The 21,259-nt window shown below is 72.4% G+C and carries 15 protein-coding genes; 12 read left to right on the top strand and 3 right to left on the bottom strand.

The window, feature by feature from the left end:
- The first annotated feature begins 159 nt into the window (after nt 1–159).
- Nucleotides 160–660: a hypothetical protein gene (locus tag AC4IJH_RS22365; protein ID WP_490853590.1), complete on the top strand. Its 501-nt coding sequence runs from the start codon at nt 160–162 to the stop codon at nt 658–660.
- Here the strand turns inward: AC4IJH_RS22365 and AC4IJH_RS22360 are convergent, their stop codons facing one another.
- Nucleotides 661–1,995, bottom strand: coding sequence for a SufS family cysteine desulfurase (locus AC4IJH_RS22360; RefSeq protein WP_490853589.1), 1,335 nt, complete (start codon nt 1,993–1,995; stop codon nt 661–663).
- 214 nt (nt 1,996–2,209) lie between these two features.
- Nucleotides 2,210–3,592 (bottom strand): family 2B encapsulin nanocompartment shell protein, encoded by a 1,383-nt coding sequence (locus AC4IJH_RS22355; protein ID WP_490853588.1) that lies wholly within the window; start codon nt 3,590–3,592, stop codon nt 2,210–2,212.
- 301 nt (nt 3,593–3,893) lie between these two features.
- On the opposite strand from AC4IJH_RS22355, the gene AC4IJH_RS22350 reads away from it, so the two are divergent.
- The 9 genes from AC4IJH_RS22350 (at nt 3,894) to obgE (ending at nt 16,992) form a co-directional block, all read left to right on the top strand.
- A complete protein-coding gene (locus tag AC4IJH_RS22350) occupies nt 3,894–5,501 on the top strand; it encodes a CYTH and CHAD domain-containing protein (RefSeq protein WP_490853587.1) in 1,608 nt (535 codons plus the stop codon).
- Nucleotides 5,502–5,627: 126 nt separating this feature from the next.
- Nucleotides 5,628–7,553, top strand: a complete 1,926-nt coding sequence (locus AC4IJH_RS22345; RefSeq protein WP_490853586.1) for a TIGR03960 family B12-binding radical SAM protein — start codon at nt 5,628–5,630, stop codon at nt 7,551–7,553.
- 96 nt (nt 7,554–7,649) lie between these two features.
- The gene (locus AC4IJH_RS22340; RefSeq protein WP_490853585.1) at nt 7,650–8,192 is read left to right on the top strand and encodes a GNAT family N-acetyltransferase; all 543 of its coding nucleotides are present in this window, start codon (nt 7,650–7,652) and stop codon (nt 8,190–8,192) included.
- Nucleotides 8,193–8,220: 28 nt separating this feature from the next.
- Nucleotides 8,221–9,339 (top strand): hypothetical protein, encoded by a 1,119-nt coding sequence (locus AC4IJH_RS22335; RefSeq protein WP_490853584.1) that lies wholly within the window; start codon nt 8,221–8,223, stop codon nt 9,337–9,339.
- Nucleotides 9,340–9,634: 295 nt separating this feature from the next.
- Nucleotides 9,635–10,435 carry a TIGR03936 family radical SAM-associated protein gene (locus AC4IJH_RS22330; protein WP_490853583.1) on the top strand — a complete coding sequence of 267 codons (801 nt, stop codon included), beginning with the start codon at nt 9,635–9,637 and terminating at the stop codon, nt 10,433–10,435.
- A 219-nt stretch (nt 10,436–10,654) separates the two neighbouring features.
- Nucleotides 10,655–14,605, top strand: coding sequence for an Rne/Rng family ribonuclease (locus AC4IJH_RS22325; RefSeq protein WP_490853582.1), 3,951 nt, complete (start codon nt 10,655–10,657; stop codon nt 14,603–14,605).
- A gap of 224 nt (nt 14,606–14,829) precedes the next feature.
- Nucleotides 14,830–15,150 carry a 50S ribosomal protein L21 gene (rplU, locus tag AC4IJH_RS22320; RefSeq protein ID WP_490853581.1) on the top strand — a complete coding sequence of 107 codons (321 nt, stop codon included), beginning with the start codon at nt 14,830–14,832 and terminating at the stop codon, nt 15,148–15,150.
- Between the two features lie 14 nt (nt 15,151–15,164).
- A complete protein-coding gene (gene rpmA, locus AC4IJH_RS22315; protein ID WP_046928041.1) occupies nt 15,165–15,422 on the top strand; it encodes a 50S ribosomal protein L27 in 258 nt (85 codons plus the stop codon).
- Nucleotides 15,423–15,555: 133 nt separating this feature from the next.
- Nucleotides 15,556–16,992 (top strand): GTPase ObgE, encoded by a 1,437-nt coding sequence (gene obgE, locus AC4IJH_RS22310; RefSeq protein ID WP_490853580.1) that lies wholly within the window; start codon nt 15,556–15,558, stop codon nt 16,990–16,992.
- A 72-nt stretch (nt 16,993–17,064) separates the two neighbouring features.
- Here obgE and AC4IJH_RS22305 read toward each other — a convergent pair whose 3' ends face one another.
- On the bottom strand, nt 17,065–19,116 hold the full coding sequence (locus AC4IJH_RS22305) for a hypothetical protein (protein ID WP_490853579.1): 2,052 nt from the start codon (nt 19,114–19,116) through the stop codon (nt 17,065–17,067).
- A 252-nt stretch (nt 19,117–19,368) separates the two neighbouring features.
- Between AC4IJH_RS22305 and proB the strand changes: the two genes are divergently transcribed.
- Entirely contained in the window at nt 19,369–20,517 is a 1,149-nt protein-coding gene (gene proB, locus AC4IJH_RS22300; protein ID WP_490853578.1) for a glutamate 5-kinase, read from the top strand.
- A gap of 233 nt (nt 20,518–20,750) precedes the next feature.
- Nucleotides 20,751–21,248 (top strand): DUF8830 family protein, encoded by a 498-nt coding sequence (locus AC4IJH_RS22295; RefSeq protein WP_490853577.1) that lies wholly within the window; start codon nt 20,751–20,753, stop codon nt 21,246–21,248.
- Nucleotides 21,249–21,259 lie beyond the last annotated feature (11 nt).

Here is a 21,259-nt window from a genome sequence, read left to right as displayed (position 1 = left end):
AGAGTACGGGCATGGGCGCACGCTAGAGATCGTGGACGGGGGCGGGCAACGCGCGGGTGTCCGGGGCGGGCGGTAGGGGGTACCGGCGCCGAACGATCTGTGACAAAACGGTCATCGGAGGCGCATGGAGTCCTCACACAGGCGATGTGCAGTGGAGGAATGACGAACAGGCTGCTGTGGAGTGGGATGCGGACCCTGGCGATCGGCGCGCTCGCAGGGGCCCTGTCCGCGTATATCGCCGTGGCGGGTGACGGGGACGGCCGGACGGTCGATGCCGCCTCGCGGATCGCGTCGAGCTACTGGCCGTACGCGGTGATCGTGTTCGTGGTGGCCGTGACGGCGCCGGGGATCGGGCACGCGGTGGTACGGGCCGTGCTCTCGCAGGTGATCATGGTGCTGGGGTACTACACCTGGAAACAGCCGGGGATCAATTTCTCGAATACCCCGGAGTCCGCCCTGCATTACACCGAGTACTGGCTGACGGTTGCCCTCACCGCAGTGCCGGCCGCGGCCGTGGTCGCCTACGGGCTGGGGTGGGGCGTCAGAAGGCTCGTGCGGGAGAACAGGCTCGTGCGGGAGAACGGGGCGGGGCGCGCGGCCGGGCCTCCTGGCCCCGGGCGCGCGGCCGACCGGGGCAGGAGGCCCTTGCGGGCGCGGTGATCAGGCGGGACGGTCCGTACGGCCCGGCTGCTGCGTCTGCTGGAGACGGAGCAGCGAGGCGACCAGCTGGTTGACCTCCTCGGGTGTGTTGTAGAGGGCGAAGGAGGCGCGTACGGCGCTGTCCAGGCCGTAGTGGCGCAGGGCGGGCTGGGCGCAGTGGTGGCCCGCGCGCACCGCGATGCCGTCGCGATCGAGCCAGGCGGCGACGTCCGCCGGGTCGCAGCCGGCCATCGTGAAGGCCTGGACGGCGACCTTGTCGGGGGCCGTCCCGATGAGCTGGAGGCCGGGGACGGTGGACAGCGCCTGCTGGGCGTAGGCCAGCAGCTCGGCCTCGTAGGCGGCGACGGCGCTGTGGTCGAAGGCCGTCAGCCAGTTGAGGGCGGAGAGCAGGCCCACCACGCCGGAGATGTGCCCCGTACCCGCCTCCAGGAGGTGGGGGGCAAGAGCGTAGGTGGTGCGCTCGAAGGTGACCTCGTCGATCATGTTGCCGCCGCCCTGCCACGGCGGCATGGACGCGAGGACCTCGGGCCTGGCGAAGAGCGCGCCGATGCCCGTCGGGCCGAAGATCTTGTGGCCGGAGAAGGCGTAGAAGTCCGCGCCCAGGGCCTGTACGTCGACGGGGAAGTGGGCGACGGCCTGGGCGCCGTCGACGAGGACCTTGGCGCCGTAACGGTGCGCCAGGGCCGTCATCTCCTGTACGGGCGGGACGGTGCCCAGCACGTTCGAGGCGTGGCTGAGGACGACCAACCGGGTCCGTACGGAGAGCAGGTCGGCGTAGGCGTCCTGGTCGATCTCGCCCTCGGGCGTCAGCGGAACGGGTACCACCCTGGCCCGTCGCTCGGCGGCGATCAGCTGCCAGGGGACGATGTTGGAGTGGTGTTCCAGGACGGGGACGAGGATGTCGTCCCCCGGCCCGAGGTTGGCCCGGCCCCAGGTCTGGGCGACCAGATTGACCGCCTCGGTGGTGCCGCGCACGAAGACGATCTCCGAGGGCGAGGGCGCCCCGAGGAAGTCGGCCACGGCCGCCCGGCCCGCCTCATAGGCCTCGGTGGCCTCACGCGCCATGGTGTGCGCGCCGCGGTGGATATTGGAGTTGGCCGAGCTGTAGTAGGCGGCGAGGGTCTCGATGACCTGGCGCGGCTTCTGCGTGGTGGCGCCGTTGTCCAGCCAGACGAGCGGGTGGCCGTTGACGAGCCGGTGCAGGATCGGGATGTCCTGCCGCGCCAGCTCCGGGGTGAAGGGCGCCGGGGCCTGGGGGACCCCGGGGACGGGCGGTGCCATCGAGGCGGGCAGCGCCGTCGGGGCGGAGGGCGCCATGGACGCGGAGGGCGCCATGGACGCGGACGGTGGCATGGACGCCGAGGGCGCCGTGGGAGCCATAGAGGCAGGCGGCGCCGTCGGTGCGGACGGCGTCATCGGGGGCGGTGGTGCCACGGAGGTGGGAGGTGTCACGGAGGCGGGCGGTGCCGTCGTGGGAGCGGCCGTGGCCGCCTGGGCCTCCTGCGGCGGCGTGACGTACGGCAGATACGGCGCCGTGCGCCCCGTGACGTCAGGAGTAGTCATGGTACTTGGACACCTCGACGTTCTGGAGGACGGCGAGGGCGTCCTCGACCAGGACGGCGGTGTTGAAGTAGGCCGTGACCAGATACGAGGTGATGGCCTTCTGGTCGACGCCCATGTTCCGTACGGACAGGCCCGGTTCGGCCTCGTCCGGCACCTCCGAGGGGCGCAGGCCCACCACGCCCTGCTCGGCCTCGCCCACCCGCATCAGCAGGATCTCGGTGGTACTCGCGCTCGCGTGGCCGTTGAGCTTGACCTTGTCCGAGGGCAGCAGCGGAACCCCGCGCCAGGTCAGCAGCGGGCTTCCGAACCTGTTGTCGGTCACCGGGGGCACACCCCGGCGGGTACATTCGCGGCCGAACGCGGCGATCGCGCGCGGGTGGGCGACGAAGTAGGCGGGCTGCTTCCAGACCTTGGCCAGCAGCTCGTCCAGGTCGTCGGGGGTGGGCGCGCCGCTGCGCGTCTGCACCCGCTGGCCGGGCGCGACGCTGTTGAACAGCCCGAACTCCGGGTGGTTGAGCATCATCGCCTCCTGGCGCTCGCGCAGCGCCTGGACGGTGAGGTTGGTCTGCTGGCGCGTCTGGTCCATGGGCTGGTTGTAGAGATCGGCGACGCGGGTGTGCACCCGCAGCACGGTCTGGGCCAGCGTCATGTGGTACTCGCGCGGCGCTTCCTCGTACTCGACGTACGTACCGGGCAGGTCCGGCTCGCCGACGTGTCCCGAGGCGAGCTGGACCGGCGCCTCGGAGCCGGGCGCGGGCGCCTCGCCGGAGCAGAACGCCTCCACGCGCGTACGCAGCGCCTCGTCGCGGTCGGCGACCCGGGCCAGCTCGGCGCGGTCCAGGCACAGTGCGACGCCGGGGGTCAGCGCGCGGGCCCGGTAGGGCAGCGACGTGCCGCGGGTCCAGGCGTCCAGGTCGAAGAACTGGCCGTCGGCGACGATCTCCAGCAGGGCGTCCTCGCCGTAGCGGCCGGTCACCCGCTTTTCCACGCGGCCCCGCACGATCACCCACAGCCGGTCCGCCGCATCGCCCTCGGAGGCCAGTAACTGCCCTGCCTCGAAGGTGACTTCGCTGAACGACCCGGCCAGCTCGCGCAGTATCTCCTCGTCGGCCTCGCGCAGGTACGGCACCTCGCGCAGGTCCTCGGCCACGCAGTGGTGGGCGTCGTTCTCGGTGTAGGTGGTGATGCGGTCGTCGCCCAGGATGAACGTACGGCGGCGGTTGACGCGGTAGACACCGGCCTCCACGTCCACCCAGGGCAGCGCGCGCAGCAGGTAGCGCGGGGTGATGCCGCGCATCTGCGGATTGGTCTTGGTGGCGGTCGCGAGCTGCCGTGCGGCATCGGGACTGAGGCTGAGGCGATCGTTCATGGGGTCCTCCTCAGGTACGGGCGCGCACGGCGGGCGGCAGCCGATGCGGCGGGGCCCGCGGTCCGCGCAAGAGATGAGGGACCGATCGTCCGGTTGGTATCTGCCGATCACAAGACGGCGATTTTCGTAACAGGCTTGAAATACTTGCCTGATGGACCGTCAAAATTTGTACAGGGATGAACCTTTTACCTCCCGTGCGCCCCTTGGCCATGTCCTGAGCGCATTCGTGGACCCGTACGCGAGCCCCCGAACGTCTCTTCTGCGACTGCCTCCACGCGCCACACCCGGCTAGATTCGATCCATGGCGGACACCGTGCGGGAGATCGAGCGGAAGTACGAACCCAGCGAGCCCCACCCGGCCGGCGCGGCCGCCGGGGACCTCCAACTGCCCGGCCTGGACGAGGTGCCGGGCGTCGCGAGTGTCGTGGACAAAGGGGTGGTCGAACTGGACGCCACCTACTACGACACCGCGGACCAGCGCCTCGCGGCCGACGGCATCACCCTGCGCCGCCGCGTCGGCGGCGACGACAGCGGCTGGCACCTCAAACTCCCCGTCGGACCGCATGTGCGCGACGAGGTGCGGGCGCCGCTGGGCGACACCGTGCCGCGGGCGCTGGCCGCGCTCGTCCGCTCCAGGGTGCGCGGCCAGGAACTGCTGCCCCTGATGCGGCTGCGCTCCCGGCGCGCGGTGCGCCATCTCCTGGACGCACAAGGGGCGTTGCTGGCCGAGATCGGCGTGGACGGCGTACGTGCCGAGCGGTTCGGCGGCGGCCGCACGGCCCAATGGACCGAGATCGAGGCGGAGTTGGCCGAAGGGGCGGCGCCGGAACTGCTGGACGCGATCGAGGGGTGCCTGCTCGGCGCCGGTCTGCGGCCCAGCGGCGCGCCCTCCAAGCTGGCCCGCGCGCTGGCGGAGACCGCGCCCCGGAGCAAGGGCGGGCCCAGGCCCGGCCCCACGGCTCACACCAAGGCGAAGAAGGGCAAGGGCAAGAAGGAGCCCCGCCAAAGAGACGGCGCCCCGCCCCCGACGGCCGGCGACGTGGTGCTGCGCTACGTCCGCCGCCAGGTCCGCGCCATCGTCGAACTGGACCCGGCCGTCCGCCGCGACCAGCACGACTCCGTCCACCGCATGCGGGTGGCCACCCGCCGTCTGCGCAGCGTCTTCCGCTCCTACGCCAAGGTGCTCGACCGCGCCGCCACCGACCCGATCGGCGCCGAACTGAAGTGGCTGGCAGGGGAGTTGGGCATCGACCGGGACCGTGAGGTGCTCACCGCCCGCCTCCAGGAGGGCCTGGCCCGGCTGCCCCGCACGCTGCACCTCGGGCCCGTACGCACCCGGCTTCGCACCTGGTCCCAGGCGCGCCGCAGCGGATCGCGCCGCCATGTGGTCGCCGTACTGGACGGTGGCCGCTATCTGGCGCTGCTGACGGCCCTGGACGCGCTGTGCGCCGACCCCCCGCTGCTCAAGGCCGCAGCCCGGCCGCCCGCCGAGGTCGTACCCAAGGCGGTGATCAAGGACTACCGGCGGCTCGCGGCGCATGTGGACGAGGCGCTGTCCGCCTGCTCGGGACACCGGCGCGACCTGGCGATGCACGAGGCGCGCAAGGCCGCCAAGCGCACCCGGTACGCCGCCGAGGCCGCCCGCCCGGCCCTCGGCGCCCCCGCCAAGGACTTCGCCGCCGCGATGACCGGGCTGCAGGAGCTCCTGGGGGACCGCCAGGACAGCGTGGTGGCCCGCGAGGCCCTGCGCGAGATCGCCGCACAGGCCCAGGCCGCGGGGGAGAGCGGCTTCACCTTCGGGCTGCTCTACGGGCGCGAGGAGGCCACCGCCGCCGCCCGCGAACGGGAGCTGCCGCTGCTGTGGAAGGAGGTCTCCAAGCCCGCCCACCGCTCCGCGCTGGAGAGCTGACGGCGGGGGCGCGGTGGCCGACGCGCGCCCCCGCGCCCGTACGGCCGCCGCCCGCCGGTCGAAGACGACCTTCGGAGCGCGTTAGGCTTGATGGTCACCCCTGCCCGCTCATGAAAGATCACCACGATGTCTGTCGAGTCGGTCTTCCCGCGCCTGGAGGCCCTCCTCCCGCACGTGCAGAAGCCTATTCAGTACGTCGGCGGCGAGCTGAACTCCACAGTCAAGCCGTGGGACGCCTGCGATGTGCGCTGGGCCCTGATGTACCCGGACGCCTACGAGGTCGGACTGCCCAACCAGGGCGTCATGATCCTTTACGAGGTCCTCAACGAGCGCGAGGGCGTGCTGGCCGAGCGCACCTACAGCGTGTGGCCGGACCTCGAAGCGCTGATGCGCGAGCACGGCGTGCCGCAGTTCACGGTCGACAGCCACCGCCCCGTCGGCGCCTTCGACGTCTTCGGCCTCAGCTTCTCCACGGAGCTGGGCTACACCAACATGCTCACGGCCCTGGACCTGGCGGGCATCCCGCTGGACGCGGCCGACCGCACCGTCGAGGACCCGATCGTCCTCGCGGGCGGGCACGCCGCCTTCAACCCCGAGCCGATCGCGGAGTTCATCGACTGCGCGGTCATCGGCGACGGTGAGCAGGCGGTCCTGGAGATCACCGAGATCATCCGCGCCTGGAAGGCCGAGGGCCGCCCGGGCGGGCGCGAGGAGGTGCTCTTCCGGCTGGCGAAGACCGGCAGCGTCTACGTCCCCCGGTTCTACGACGTGGAGTACCTGCCCGACGGGCGCATCGCGCGCGTCGTGCCCAACCGCTCCGGCGTCCCGTGGCGGGTCTCCAAGCACACCGTCATGGACCTCGACGAGTGGCCCTACCCCAAGCAGCCCCTCGTCCCCCTGGCCGAGACCGTCCACGAGCGGATGTCGGTCGAGATCTTCCGTGGCTGCACCCGCGGCTGCCGCTTCTGCCAGGCCGGCATGATCACGCGTCCCGTACGGGAGCGAAGCATCACCGGCATCGGCGAGATGGTGGACAAGGGCCTGAAGGCCACGGGATTCGAGGAGGTCGGCCTGCTGTCGCTGTCCTCCGCGGACCACACCGAGATCGGCGACATCGCCAAGGGCCTCGCCGACCGGTACACCGAGGACAAGATCGGTCTGTCGCTCCCGTCGACCCGCGTCGACGCGTTCAACGTCGATCTTGCCAACGAGCTGACGCGCAACGGCCGTCGCTCGGGACTGACCTTCGCGCCCGAGGGCGGCAGCGAGCGCATGCGCAAGGTCATCAACAAGATGGTCTCGGAAGAGGACCTGATCCGTACGGTCGCCACGGCCTACGGCAACGGCTGGCGGCAGGTCAAGCTGTACTTCATGTGCGGTTTGCCCACCGAGACCGACGAGGACGTGCTGCAGATCGGCGACATGGCGGTCAACGTCATCGCCAAGGGCCGCGAGGTCTCCGGCAAGAACGACATCCGCTGCACGGTCTCCATCGGCGGCTTCGTCCCCAAGCCGCACACCCCCTTCCAGTGGGCCCCGCAGCTCTCCGCCGAGGAGACCGACGCCCGCCTGGAGAAGCTGCGTGACAAGATCCGCGGCGACAAGAAGTACGGCCGCTCCATCGGCTTCCGCTACCACGACGGCAAGCCCGGCATCGTCGAGGGCCTGCTCTCGCGCGGTGACCGCCGTATCGGCGCCGTCATCCGCGCCGTCTACGAGGACGGCGGCCGCTTCGACGGCTGGCGCGAGCACTTCTCCTACGACCGCTGGATGCAGGCCGCCGAGAAGACGCTGCCCGAGGCCGGCGTGGACGTCGCCTGGTACACCACCCGCGAGCGTACGTACGAGGAGGTCCTGCCCTGGGACCACCTGGACTCCGGTCTGGACAAGGACTGGCTCTGGGAGGACTGGCAGGACGCCCTGGACGAGACCGAGGTGGACGACTGCCGCTGGACCCCGTGCTTCGACTGCGGCGTCTGCCCGCAGATGGACACCAGTATCCAGATCGGCCCCACGGGCAAGAAGCTGCTGCCGCTGACCGTGGTCAAGTAGCGCTCAAACAGCCCTTCCCGTACGCGCCTTCGGCCCGGCCACCGCACTCGTGAAATGCGGTGGCCGGGCCGACGCGCGTTCCCGCACAATGTCGCGATGCCGCATCTCACCGCCCCCAGCAGCCGCTTCCACACCTCCTACCTCCAGGCGGTGAAGGAATTCCGGGCCGAAGGCAGAGGCGCCGAGGACGACAACTCCGCACTGGGCCGGGAGATACGCCGGTTCGCCGACGACTGGCACGAGCCGGTCGCCTTCGCCGCGTACACCGCCTGGCTGCGCGACCAGATCAGGGAGTCGGTGGCCCGCGCCAACGACTACGTGCCCGTCACCAACCTCTGGTACACCGACGGCGAGGAGTACCTCGGCCGCCTCGCCATCCGCCACCGCCTCAACGACCGGCTGCGCGCGTTCGGCGGCCACATCGGCTACGACGTACGCCCCACCGCCCGCCGCCTCGGCCACGCCACCGCCATGCTGCGCACCGCCCTGCCGATGGCCCACGAACTGGGCATCGAGTCGGCGCTGATCAACTGCCTCACCGGCAACACCGCCTCGCGTAGGGTCATCGAGGCGTGCGGCGGCGTCCTGGAGGGCGAGCGCGAGGGAGTGCTGTGCTTCTGGGTCCGCACCGACGGGTGAACAGCGAGCGCTACGAGGGAAGCAGGGCATGGCGTACGACGAGGGACCCGTACGGCGTGATCGCGCGCGGCACGCGACGGCCCGGTACAACCCGGGCGAGGGCTGTCTGACCACGCTGATCCGCATCCCGGTGCGGATCGTGGTGCTGGTGGTCGTGGTGCCGCTGCGGATGCTGTGGGACGCGCTGGCCCTCTGCGGCCGCGCCCTGGACAGGGCGGTGCTGCGCCCCGTGGGCCGCGCGCTGTCCTGGCTCGGCCGCACCGTCGTCGTGACGCCGCTGACCTGGCTGTACGCACAGGTGCTGACGCCTCTCGGCCGTGGACTGGCGTGGCTGGCAAGGGGGTTGGGCGCGGCGCTGGCCTGGCTGGGCAAGGCGCTGTTCGTGTGGCCGTGGGTGGCGCTGTGGCGCTACGCGGTGGTGCCGGCCGCCGTGGGCATCGCCGCGGCCGTGGCGTTCCTGCTCCACCACCTGGTGGTGATCCCGCTGACCTGGCTCTACCACCGTGTGCTGACCCCCGTCGGCCACGGACTGGCGTGGCTGGCAAGGGGATTGGGCGCGGGCGCCGGCCGGCTGCTGCACCATCTGGTCGTGGTACCCGTCGCCTGGCTGGTCCGCTTTCTGGTCGTGACGCCCGCCACCTGGCTGTATGCCCATGTGCTGACGCCGCTGGGGCACGGCGTCGCCTGGCTGGCGCGCGGCCTCGCGGCCGGCCTCGCCGCCGTGGCGCGCGGCACTGCCGCCGCTGTCGCAGCACTCGTGCGGTGGACCCTGGTCCTGCCCGCCGTCGCCCTGTTCCGCTACATCCTGCGCCCGGCCGGGCGGGCCCTGGCGACCGCGGTGAGCGTGGTGGCCCGCGAGGTCGGCGATGCGCTCGGGCACTGCTGGCGGGCGGCCGGAAGGATCTCCCGGGCGGTCGGCCGCTGCCTCGCCACCCTCCTGCGGTGGATCGTCGTGACGCCGCTGCTCTGGACGTACCGCACCCTGCTCACCCCTCTGGGCCACGGCATCCGCGACGCCCTGTGGCGCCCGCTCGGCCGGGCCGCGCGAGGAACGGGCCGCGCCGTGCGAGGAGCCCTGACCACCGCCCGCGACTCCGCCCGCCGCACCCGCAAGGAGATCCGCCGTGCCCTGTTCGGGTCGCGCTAGGGCCTGTCGTCAAAATCCCTGGCGCGCTGCCGCCCGGGCCCTGTGACAAGACTGCGCAAATCCGCTGGACAAACCCCGGCGGGAACCCGACGGGTTCCGGGCGCGTACTCTAGGAAAGACGTCCGGGCGCGACATGTCCCCGCCCATGCGGGGGTGATCCGGACTGGACGGCGCTGGTCAAGCGCCGTCCGGAACAGTCCCCGCCCCGCGGGGGCGGCGTTCCGCAGCGCCCATACACCAAGGAGAAGTACCACTGGGCAAGCGACAGCCCGAAGGCCCGCCGCCCGCACCGGCGGTGCAGCGCATCCGACTGCGCTACACCAAGCGCGGCCGCCTCCGGTTCACCAGCCACCGCGACTTCCAGCGCGCTTTCGAGCGGGCGCTGCGCCGCGCCGAGGTCCCCATGGCGTACTCCGCGGGCTTCACCCCGCACCCCAAGGTGTCGTACGCCAATGCCGCGCCCACGGGCACCGGCAGCGAGGCCGAGTACCTGGAGATCGCCCTCACCGAGCACCGCGACCCGCACAAGCTGCGCGAGCTGCTCGACGAGTCGCTGCCGGCCGGCCTCGACATCACCGACGCCGTGGAGGCGCACACCTCCGGCCTCGCCGACCGGCTCCAGGCCTCGGTGTGGGAGATCCGCCTCGACGGGGTGACGCAGAGCGCCGCCCGGCAGGCCGCCGAGACCTTCATGGCAGCCGAAGAAGTGCAGGTGGAGCGCCGGACGAAGAACGGCCTTCGCTCCTTCGACGCCCGCGGCGCGGTCGCCGGCCTCGAAGTCGCGCAGAGTGAGGGCGATAGGCCCGACGGTGGTGCCTGTGCGATACTGCGGCTGGTTGTTCGGCATCTGACACCTGCCGTACGACCCGACGACGTCCTGTCCGGCCTCCGAGCTACGGCCGACCTGGCGCCGCCGGTCCCCGCAGCGGTGACCAGGCTGGCGCAGGGGCTGCTCGATGAGGAGACCGGTGCGGTGACCGACCCGCTCGCGCCTGACCGCGACGCCGCCACGGCCGCCCCACCCACGGCCGCCGGGCCGAGCGCCGCGATGGGGGCACCGCCCGCTCGCGGCGGAGCGCCGGACGGTACTGCGTAGGACCGCCGTCGTCGCGTCGCCGATCAACCAGGGAGCCACCCCGGTCCGGCAGACGCACTGACCAGGAGACTTTCGCCGGTCCCCCCAACCCGGGCCCGGCGAGCGAGACGACAGCTCCCGTGCGGCGCCCGCGCCCCGGACAGCGGCACCGCGCACAACACGCGGGCCGGTTCCGGACCGAGGCTCGGCGCCCGGGAGCGTGACGGGAGAACCGCCCGCATGCTCGAACCTATTGAGCCCACTGAATCCGCTTCCGCGGAGCCTGCTGAGAAGCGCTCCGCGAACAGCACCCCCAGCGACACCCTGCCGCCGCGCCGTCGGCGCCGTGCGGCATCCCGCCCGGCCGGTCCGCCGGTCGGCACCACCACCGACACCGCCGATGCCGCGGCGAGCGCCGAGCAGAGCGCCGCCGTCGCCATACCGCAATCCGCCGCCGAGGCCGCCCCTGAGGCGCCCGCCGCATCCGTGGCCTCCGGCGAGGACGCCAAGCCGGTCCGTACGCGCCGCCGTGCCACCCGTAAGGCCACCGCTCCCGCGGGGGCCCCGCAGGTGAGCGACGCCGCTGCGGAGAGCGCCGCGGCCACCGAGACCCCCGTGGCCGAGGCGCCCGCCGAGGCCGCCGAGACCGTTCAGACCCCGGCCGCCGAAGAGGCGCCGCGGACCCGTACGCGCCGCCGTGCGGTCCGCCGGGTGACCGCCCCGGCCACTTCGCCGGAGCCGGAGGCCCAGGAAGCCCCGGAGCCGCAGGCCGCGCCTGCCGCCGAGGCCCAGCCCGCCGCGGAGGCCGCCGAGCCCGCCGCCGAGGAGGGCGCCCGTCCGGCCCGTACGCGCCGCCGTGCCACCCGTAAGGCCACCGCTCCTGCGGGTGCCCCGCAGGTGAGCGAGGCCGTCGCCGCCCCGGCGGACGCCGAGGACGAGACGGAAGAGACAGAAGAAGAGGCCGCTGAGGCAGCGGAGGCTGTGGAGGAGGCCGTGCAGGCCCCCGCCGAGCAGCCCGCCGTGGCCGAGGAGACCAAGCCCGCGCGCACCCGCCGCCGCGCCACCCGCAAGGCGACGGCGCCCGCCGGTTCCCCGCAGCCGGAGGCCGAGGCCGCAGCGGCCCCGGCGCCCGCCGAGGAGCCCGCGCGCCAGGAGGTTGCCGAGCCGGCCGCCGAGGACGCGTCGGCCGCCGCGCCGCGCCGCCGCTCGCGCCGTCGCGCCGAGCGCCCCGCCGAGTCCGCGCAGCCCGCCGCCGTTGAGGCGGAGCAGCCGCAGGCCGCCGAGGAGCCCGCACCGGCCGCCCCGGCCCGTGGCCGCCGCAAGGCGCAGCCGCCGGCTGCCATGTTCCAGGCGCCGGTCTTCACCGAGCCGATGTTCCAGACGCCGGAGAGCGCCGCCGCGGCAGCCGCTGCCGCCGTCGAGGTGGACGAGGAGCCCGAGGAGCAGGAGGAGCGCCCGGCCACCGGCAGTGCGCGCCGCCGTCGCCGCCGTGGCGCCGCCGCCGAGGCCGAGCCCGCGGTGGCCGAGGAGCGCCCCTCTGTAGACACAGCGGACACGGCGGACGCCGAGGGCGCCGACGAGGACGAGTCCGAGCAGGCCGAGGCCGCGCAGGGCGACGAGGAGTCGGACCGCCCCTCGCGCCGCCGCCGCCGTGGTGGCCGTCGCCGTCGCCGCGGTGAGGCCGCCGAGGGCGCCGAGGACCAGGCCGGCGAGGGCGCGCAGGCCGAACCCGACGAGTTCACCGCCTCCGCCGACGCCGCCGCTTCCGAGGACGCCGACGAGCAGTCCGACGATTCGGACCCGGGCGAGGCCGAGGAGCAGCAGGTCAGCGGCTCCAGCAGCAGCCGTCGCCGCCGTCGCCGGCGCCGTCGCAGCGGGGACGCCGTCGAGGCCGAGGCCGGCGACGACCCGGAGCGTACGGTCGTCAAGGTCCGCGAGCCGCGCAAGAAGTCCGCCGATGACTCGCCCTCCGACGAGGTCCAGTCCATCAAGGGCTCGACGCGTCTGGAGGCCAAGAAGCAGCGCCGCCGCGAGGGCCGCGAGCAGGGCCGCCGCCGGGTGCCGATCATCACCGAGGCGGAGTTCCTGGCGCGCCGCGAGGCCGTCGAGCGTGTGATGGTCGTCCGCCAGAGCGGCGAGCGCACCCAGATCGGCGTCCTTGAGGACAACGTGCTCGTCGAGCACTACGTCAACAAGGAGCAGTCGACCTCGTACGTCGGCAACGTCTACCTGGGCAAGGTCCAGAACGTCCTGCCGTCGATGGAGGCCGCCTTCGTCGACATCGGCAAGGGCCGCAACGCCGTGCTGTACGCGGGCGAGGTCAACTTCGAGGCGCTGGGCCTGTCCAACGGCCCGCGCCGCATCGAGACCGCGCTCAAGTCCGGCCAGTCCGTCCTCGTCCAGGTCACCAAGGACCCCATCGGCCACAAGGGCGCCCGCCTGACCAGCCAGGTCTCGCTGCCCGGCCGCTACCTGGTGTACGTGCCCGAGGGCTCGATGACCGGCATCAGCCGCAAGCTCCCGGACACCGAGCGCGCGCGCCTCAAGCAGATCCTGAAGAAGATCGTCCCCGAGGACGCGGGCGTGATCGTCCGTACGGCCGCGGAGGGCGCCAGCGAGGACGAGCTGCGCCGCGACGTGGAGCGCCTGCAGGCGCAGTGGGAGGAGATCCAGAAGAAGGCGAAGGCGGCCTCCACCAGCTCGCCGAGCCTGCTGTACGGCGAGCCGGACATGACCGTCCGCGTCGTGCGCGACATCTTCAACGAGGACTTCTCCAAGGTCATCGTCAGCGGCGAGGACGCCTGGCAGACCATCCACGGCTATGTCGCGCACGTCGCGCCCGACCTGGCCGACCGCCTGCAGAAGTGGACCTCGGACGTCGACGTCTTCGCGACGTACCGGATCGACGAGCAGCTGATGAAGGCGCTGGACCGCAAGGTCTGGCTGCCCAGCGGCGGCTCGCTGGTGATCGACAAGACCGAGGCCATGGTCGTGATCGATGTCAACACCGGCAAGTTCACCGGCCAGGGCGGCAACCTCGAGGAGACCGTCACCAGGAACAACCTGGAGGCGGCCGAGGAGATCGTGCGCCAGCTGCGGCTGCGCGACCTGGGCGGCATCGTCGTCATCGACTTCATCGACATGGTCCTGGAGTCCAACCGGGACCTGGTGCTGCGGCGGATGCTGGAGTGCCTGGGCCGGGACCGCACCAAGCACCAGGTCGCCGAGGTGACCTCGCTGGGTCTGGTCCAGATGACCCGTAAGCGGGTCGGCCAGGGCCTGCTGGAGTCCTTCTCCGAGCCGTGTGTGCACTGCAACGGCCGCGGCGTGATCGTCCACATGGACCAGCCGACCTCGGTCGGCGGCGGTGGCGGCAAGCGCAAGAAGAAGGGCAAGGGCGGCTCCGCGCAGCACGACCACCAGCAGCCCGAGGTCGCGGCGGCCGCCGCCGAGCCCGAGCAGGACCAGTCGGCGCCCGAGCTGGAGCCGGTCGCCGTCACCGAGGCGGAGCTGCAGCCCGCCGTGGCCGACGCCGACGAGTGGTTCGGCAGCCCGGCCGAGGCCGAGGCCGCGGCGGGTGTGCCGCGGGGCCGGGGCCGCCGTCGGGTGAGCCGCAAGGCGTCCGCACCGGCGGGTTCGCCCAAGGCCACCGAGGAAGCCGCGGCGATCGTGGTGCCGGCCGAGCCGGCGGCCCCCGAGACGGCCGAGGCCGCCGAGGAGCCGCAGGATGCGGCGGAGCCCGAGCCGCAGCCCGTCGAGCGCCCCAAGGCGGCCCGTACGCGCCGCCGGGTGACCCGTGAGGTGTCCGCCCCGGCGGCCGCCGAGCCGGTCGCCGAGGCGCCCGCCGAGGTGCCTGCCGAGCCGGAGCCCGCGGCGCAGGCCGACGAGCCCGAGCCGGTGGCGCCCGAGGCCGGGACCGCTGTCGAGGACGGTGCCGAGGAGGCGCCGGCCAAGAAGACCGCCAAGAAGGCGGTCCGCAAGACGGCGGCCAAGAAGACGGCCGCGAAGAAGACCACCGCCAAGAAGACGGCGGCGAAGAAGACCACGGCCAAGAAGACCGCGGCGAAGACGGCCACGAAGAAGACAACGGCCAAGAAGACGACGGCGAAGAAGACGGCGAAGGCGGTCAAGAAGACCGCTGCCGCCGAGCAGCAGACGCTGCCTTCGGTGTCGGCTTCGACGGAGGCCTGAGCGCCGAGGCCGTGCCCCGGGCCCTCAGTGGCCCGGGGCCGGTTTGACCCGCTGGTCAAGGCCCCGTAACCTTGACCGTCGGTGTCTGAACACCACACCCCTGAGCAAACACCTCCCGGTCCGCCGGGGGAGGCCGCTCGTCCACTCGGATTGTCACGGGCCCGCAAGAGCCCGTGTGAGCGGCTGGCATCAGAGGTCCCGTTTCTAGCGAGAGAGAGCTCCGCGTGTACGCAATCGTGCGCACCGGCGGCCGCCAGCAGAAGGTTGCTGTCGGCGACGTCATCGAGGTAGACCGCATTTCCACCAGCAAGGTCGGCGACACCGTCGAGCTCTCGACGCTGCTGGTCGTCGATGGTGACTCGGTCACCAGCGACCCGTGGGTCCTGGCCGGCGTGAAGGTTCAGGCCGAGGTTGTCGACCACCACAAGGGCGACAAGATCCGGATCCAGAAGTACAAGAACAAGACCGGCTACAAGAAGCGGATCGGCCACCGTCAGCTGCACACCGCGCTGAAGATCACCGGCATCGACGCTCCGGCGAAGTAAGGGACTGACGAGACATGGCACACAAGAAGGGCGCATCGTCCACTCGGAACGGTCGCGACTCCAACGCTCAGCGGCTCGGCGTGAAGCGCTTCGGCGGTCAGGCCGTCCTCGCCGGTGAGATCCTGGTCCGCCAGCGCGGCACCCACTTCCACCCGGGCACGGGCGTCGGCCGCGGCGGCGACGACACCCTGTTCGCCCTTGAGGCCGGCGCGGTGCAGTTCGGCACCCACCGTGGCCGCAAGGTCGTGAACATCGTCCCGGTCGCTGAGTAATCAGCTCCCGCGCGACAACGCAGTAGCACCACTCCGAGGGCGGACCGCCTTTTCTCGCCGTAGCGGGAAGGCCGGTCCGCCCTTGGCGTGTTAGTACAGAGACATACCCGTACTTTTCTGGAGGCACCCCACCATGACCACCTTCGTGGACCGCGTCGAGCTGCACGTCGCCGCGGGTAACGGAGGCCACGGCGTGGCCTCCGTCATGCGGGAGAAGTTCAAGCCGCTGGGCGGCCCCGACGGCGGCAACGGCGGCCGCGGCGGCGATGTGATCCTGGTCGTCGACCAGGACGTCACCACGCTCCTGGAATACCACCACCACCCGCACCGCAAGGCCACCAACGGCCAGCCCGGCGCCGGTGACAACCGCTCCGGCAAGAACGGCCAGGACCTGGTCCTGCCGGTGCCCGACGGCACCGTCGTCATGGACAAGCAGGGCAATGTGCTCGCCGACCTCGTCGGCCAGGGCACCACCTTCGTCGCGGGCCAGGGCGGCCGCGGCGGCCTGGGCAACGCGGCGCTGGCCTCCGCCCGCCGCAAGGCCCCCGGCTTCGCGCTGCTGGGCGAGCCCGGCGAGACGCGGGACATCGTCCTGGAGCTGAAGACCGTCGCGGACGTCGCGCTGGTCGGCTACCCGAGCGCCGGCAAGTCCTCGCTGATCTCCGTCCTGTCCGCCGCCAAGCCCAAGATCGCGGACTACCCGTTCACGACCCTGGTCCCCAACCTCGGTGTGGTGACGGCCGGTTCGACCGTCTACACCATCGCGGACGTGCCCGGTCTGATCCCCGGCGCCAGCCAGGGCAAGGGCCTGGGCCTGGAGTTCCTGCGGCACGTGGAGCGCTGCGAGGTGCTCGTGCACGTCCTGGACACCGCGACCCTGGAGTCCGACCGCGACCCGGTTTCCGACCTGGACACCATCGAGGAAGAGCTCGCCCAGTACGGCGGGCTGGACAACCGGCCCCGCGTCGTCGTCCTCAACAAGATCGACATCCCGGACGGGCAGGACCTCGCCGACATGATCCGCCCGGACCTGGAGGCGCGCGGCTACCGCGTCTTCGAGGTCTCGGCCGTCTCCCGTACGGGCCTGAAGGAGCTGTCCTACGCCCTGGCCGGCATCGTCGCCGAGGCGCGCGCCGCCAAGCCCGTCCAGGAAGCCACCCGGATCGTCATCCGGCCCAAGGCCGTGGACGACGCGGGCTTCACGGTCACCGCCGAGGGCGAGAACTTCTTCCGCGTACGCGGCGAGAAGCCCGAGCGCTGGATCCGCCAGACCGACTTCAACAACGACGAGGCCGTCGGCTACCTCGCCGACCGCCTCAACCGCCTGGGCGTGGAGGACGCGCTGCGCAAGGCGGGCGCCCACGCGGGCGACGGCATCGCCATCGGCCCCGAGGACAACGCCGTCGTCTTCGACTGGGAGCCGATGATGGCGGCCGGCGCGGAGATGCTGGGCCGGCGTGGCGAGGACCACCGCATGGAGGCGCCCCGCCCGGCCGCCCAGCGCCGCAAGGACCGCGACCTGGCCCGGGACGACGCCGAAGAGGAGTACAAGGGCTTCAGCCCGTTCTAGGGCGTACGCGCTCAAGCCCGAGGGCCCCGGAGACCACAGCGGTCTCCGGGGCCCTCGGGCTGTGCGGGGTCCTCAGGCGGGGGTGTGCGCCGCGTCCTTCTGCGGCTCCTGGGAGCGCTGGCCGGGGATCTGGGTGAGCCGGTGCTCGATACGGGCCCGGCGCTCGTCCGCCTTGCCGCACAGCGCCAGCGCGGCCTGGTTGAACCGGGCCAGGGACGGCGGGTCGGCGGGGCCCAGCAGGTGCTCCTTGAGCTGCATACGGGCCGGGGCCAGGGTGTCCTTGCCGGGGTCGCGGACCGCCTCCAGCAGTGCGGGCACCCCGTCGGCGGCCGGGGTCAGGACCGTGGCGGCGCGTACGGTCGGGAAGTTGGCCCGGAACTCCGCCTCGCTCATGCCGGAGGTGTTGGCCACCGCGTACGGCTTCTGGCTGCTGAGGTAGTCCGACACGACGCTGGAGACATCGCTGATGAGGACATCGGCCTGGTTGAAGCAGCTGAAGATGGAGGGCCGGGCCGTGGTGATCACCTGGTGCTCCCACTGCGGGAAGGAGTCCCAATAGGCGCGCTCCCAGGCCGTGGTGGCGGCCTCGACGGCGGCGGCCCGGCCCCGCTCGGGCGTGCTCTGCAGCAGCATCCGCTCGATGTCGTCCGCGCTCTTGCGGAAGGCGGTGGTGGTCACCCGGTCCAACTCGGCGGTGCGCAGCGCCAGTTCACCGGCGGCCGACGGGTCGGCGGGCGCCCCGGCGCGCCGGGCGTTGGCCTCGGCGATCATCGCCTGGATACGGGAGTCGGCGGCCCCGGCGCGCGGGTCCACCGAACCGGTCATCGGGTGCGGCTTGTACAGCAGGCGCACCTGCGGGTCGGCCAGCAGCGCGCGGACGATGTTCTCGCCGGCCAGGATCACCGAGGTGTTGCCGGGGTTGCCGTCCCAGCCCTCCCAGGTCGGCGCGTACAGCACGGTGGTGAAGCGGCCCCGCGGGGCGCCTTCGTAGGGCCGGATCGGCGCGAGCTGCGGGCGGCCGACCTCCACGACGTCCTTGTCCTCCACGCCGATGTCGGCGAGCCGGTAGCGCTCGCGCGCGGCCGGGCCCGCGACCCACACCTCGTCATACGCCTTCGCGTACGGGTTGCAGGAGGAGAGCTTGTCGCTCTCGCCGTGGTTGGTGAAGGCGTGCTTGATGGAGGGCACCCGCAGGATCTGCGAGGTCTTGCCGGAGTTGGCGGGGTGCAGCAGCAGCTTGAGCGTGGAGTGCTCCAGGCGCATCAGGTTGGCGACCTTGGGGATGCACACGATCGGGATGTCCGTCGCCTCGATCTTCTGCATCATGAAGCGCTCGCGGAGCACGATGATGGGCCTGCCGTCCAGCGCGGCCAGGGTGCTCAGCCACATGTTGGCCTGGTAGGCGGAGGTGGTGCCGCCGGAGAAGTACATGCCCACCGTCGGCCGGTAGTCCGCCAGCCAGGTGTCCAGCCAGTCCAGGGCGCGCGCCTCGTCGGCCACGCGCTTGGCGGGCAGCAGCCAGGAGGCCAGGTGGAGCGTCCCGCCGACGGACAGGGCCAGCGAGAGCGAGAGACCGATCACACCCCAGCCCGCATCGGTGGTCAGGGCTGTGATCATCAGGCCGAGCGTGGTGGGCACCGAGAAGCGCAGCAGCCGGCGGCCCGCCTGGCGGCTGAGCAGCCGCGGCGGCGCGGCGCACAGGCCGAGCGCCGAGGCGTCGATGTTGCGGGTGAGGAAGGGCAGCGAACGGGACCTGCGGACCAGGACGGCGGTGGCCTGGCACGCGTAATGGGCCAGGTAGAAGCAGAGCAGCCCGATGGTCAGCGGTGCCTGTTCCCGCAGCGGGTTGATGCCGTCGATGTGCAGCAGGCCGAACAGGACCAGCATGTCGCGCAGCAGCTGCCGGACCGTGACATCGAAGCGGATCCGGCCCAGCAGCGAGAGCAGGCCGGGCTGGGTGTGCTGGAGTACGAGGTCCAGCCCGAGGCTGAGCAGGGATCCGGCGACGAACAGCGGTACGACGGGCCACAGGGCACCCACGAGCTGGGCGGCGAAGGCGACCAACATCGCGAGGAGGGCCGCGAGCTGTACGGCTCTGCGGGGGGCGATTCCGGCGGAAGGCACGGGCGGGGCTCCTGGCAGCGGGACGGTCGGGGGGAAGCGGGGAGGCAGCCATGGCCCAGGTCGGTCCGCCAGGCGATATGCGAGGGCACCACCGGGTCGCACTGCCGTAGATTGCGCGTGTACGCGAACGCGTCCGGCCACCTACGGCAGGTACAACGACACCGGCGGCGTCTACGGCACGCACGGCATGTCCGGCCCGCGTCAGGCGTACGTTCCAGCCCGCATCCGCGCGGGACCGGCGAGCACAGGGGTATGAAGGTGGCAGGCGCACGGCAGGACACGGCACACGAGCGCAGGCAGGACGTGACCGGCGCCCGCAGGATCGTGGTCAAGGTCGGCTCGTCCTCGCTGACCACCGCGGCCGGCGGCCTGGACGCGGACCGCGTGGACGCCCTGGTGGACGTGCTGGCCAAGTACCAGGACAAGGAGATCGTGCTGGTCTCCTCCGGCGCGATCGCCGCCGGGCTCGCCCCGCTCGGCCTGGACAAGCGGCCCCGCGACCTGGCCCGGCAGCAGGCCGCCGCCAGCGTCGGCCAGGGCCTGCTGGTCGCCCGCTACACCGCCTCCTTCGCGCGCCACGGCCGCCGGGTGGGCCAGATCCTGCTCACCACCGACGACACCAGCCGGCGCGCCCACTACCGCAACGCCTACCGCACCCTGGACCAGCTGCTGGCCATGGGCGCCGTGCCGATCGTCAACGAGAACGACACGGTGGCCACCGACGAGATCCGCTTCGGCGACAACGACCGGCTGGCCGCGCTGGTCGCCCACCTGGTCAGGGCCGACCTGCTGGTGCTGCTCTCGGACGTGGACGGGCTCTACGACGGCAACCCCGCCACCCCCGGCACCTCCCGGATAGCGCAGGTCGCCGGGCCCGCCGACCTGGAGGGCATCGAGATCGGCAGCGCGGGCAAGGCCGGGGTGGGCACCGGCGGCATGGTGACCAAGGTCGAGGCGGCCAGGATCGCCGCCGCGGCCGGCATCCCGGTCGTCCTCACCTCCACCGTGCACGCCGCCGAGGCGCTGGCCGGCGGCCCCACGGGCACCCACTTCCTGCGCACCGGGCGCCGCTCGGCGGGACGGCTGCTCTGGCTCGCCCACGCCTCCACCCCGCGCGGCGCGATCGTGCTGGACGACGGGGCGGTGAAGGCCGTGGTCGAGGGCCACAAGTCGCTGCTGCCGGCCGGGATCGCCTCGGTGGAGGGCGAGTTCAGCGCGGGGGACCCCGTCGAGCTGCGCGATGCGCACGGCCGGGCCGTCGCCCGCGGGCTCGTCACCTTCGACGCCCGGGAGATCCCCCGGCTGATCGGCCGTTCGACCAGGGACCTCGCACGCGAGCTGGGCCCGGCGTACGAGCGCGAGGTCGTGCACCGTGACGATCTGGTCGTACTGCACCACTGACGGCCGTCACGAGGGGGAAACACGTACAGAAGAACGGAGGAAAGACCAGCCTTTCAACGGAGACCTTCTCGAAAACGCCCCCGCGACGGGCCGCGGGCTGGTCAACTTTGTTGCGGGGACGCTGTCAGGGGAGCGGCGTCCACGGCGCGAAGACGCGCCGGGCCAGGGAAAGACAGCACCAATCGGTTCCGCCCCCGCGCGAGCGGAGCGATACGCATAACAGGAGGCCGCCGGTGAGACGAGGGCGCCCAGGGGCGCTGCCCCGAGGGACGGCGGAGCGGACACTGACCAGCGTCGGGACCGGCGAGCAGGCCGGCGGGACGGACCACGACGAGTGTGCGGAGCAGGGCGCGGCCGAGCATGAGAAGCCACAGCCGGGCGGGCGTGAGGTCTCCCGTCTGTGGCACATCACGCTCAGCGTCTCGGGGGCCGAGGCGCCCCTGAAAGAGGTCCGGCGCGGGCTCGAACAGCTCGCCCACGACCACCCCTTTCTTCTGACCAGCCGCTATGCCAACGATCACGCCGAGATCCGCTACTGGGAGGAGGCGCGGGACCTGCACGACGCGGCGGCGGTGGCGCTGCGGCTGTGGGGCGAGCACCGCTCGACGGCGAAGCTGCCGCCGTGGGAGATCGTCGGCCTGGAGGTCATCGACCGGGAGACCTATCACCAGCGCGTCGCGGAGGGGTACGGTCCGCCGCCGGCCTCACCGGTGGGCATCCACCCGTACTGACGGCCCGCGCT

This window comes from Streptomyces sp. UF-297 (assembly GCF_058245575.1).
This window is presented reverse-complemented; position numbering and strand designations above follow the sequence as displayed.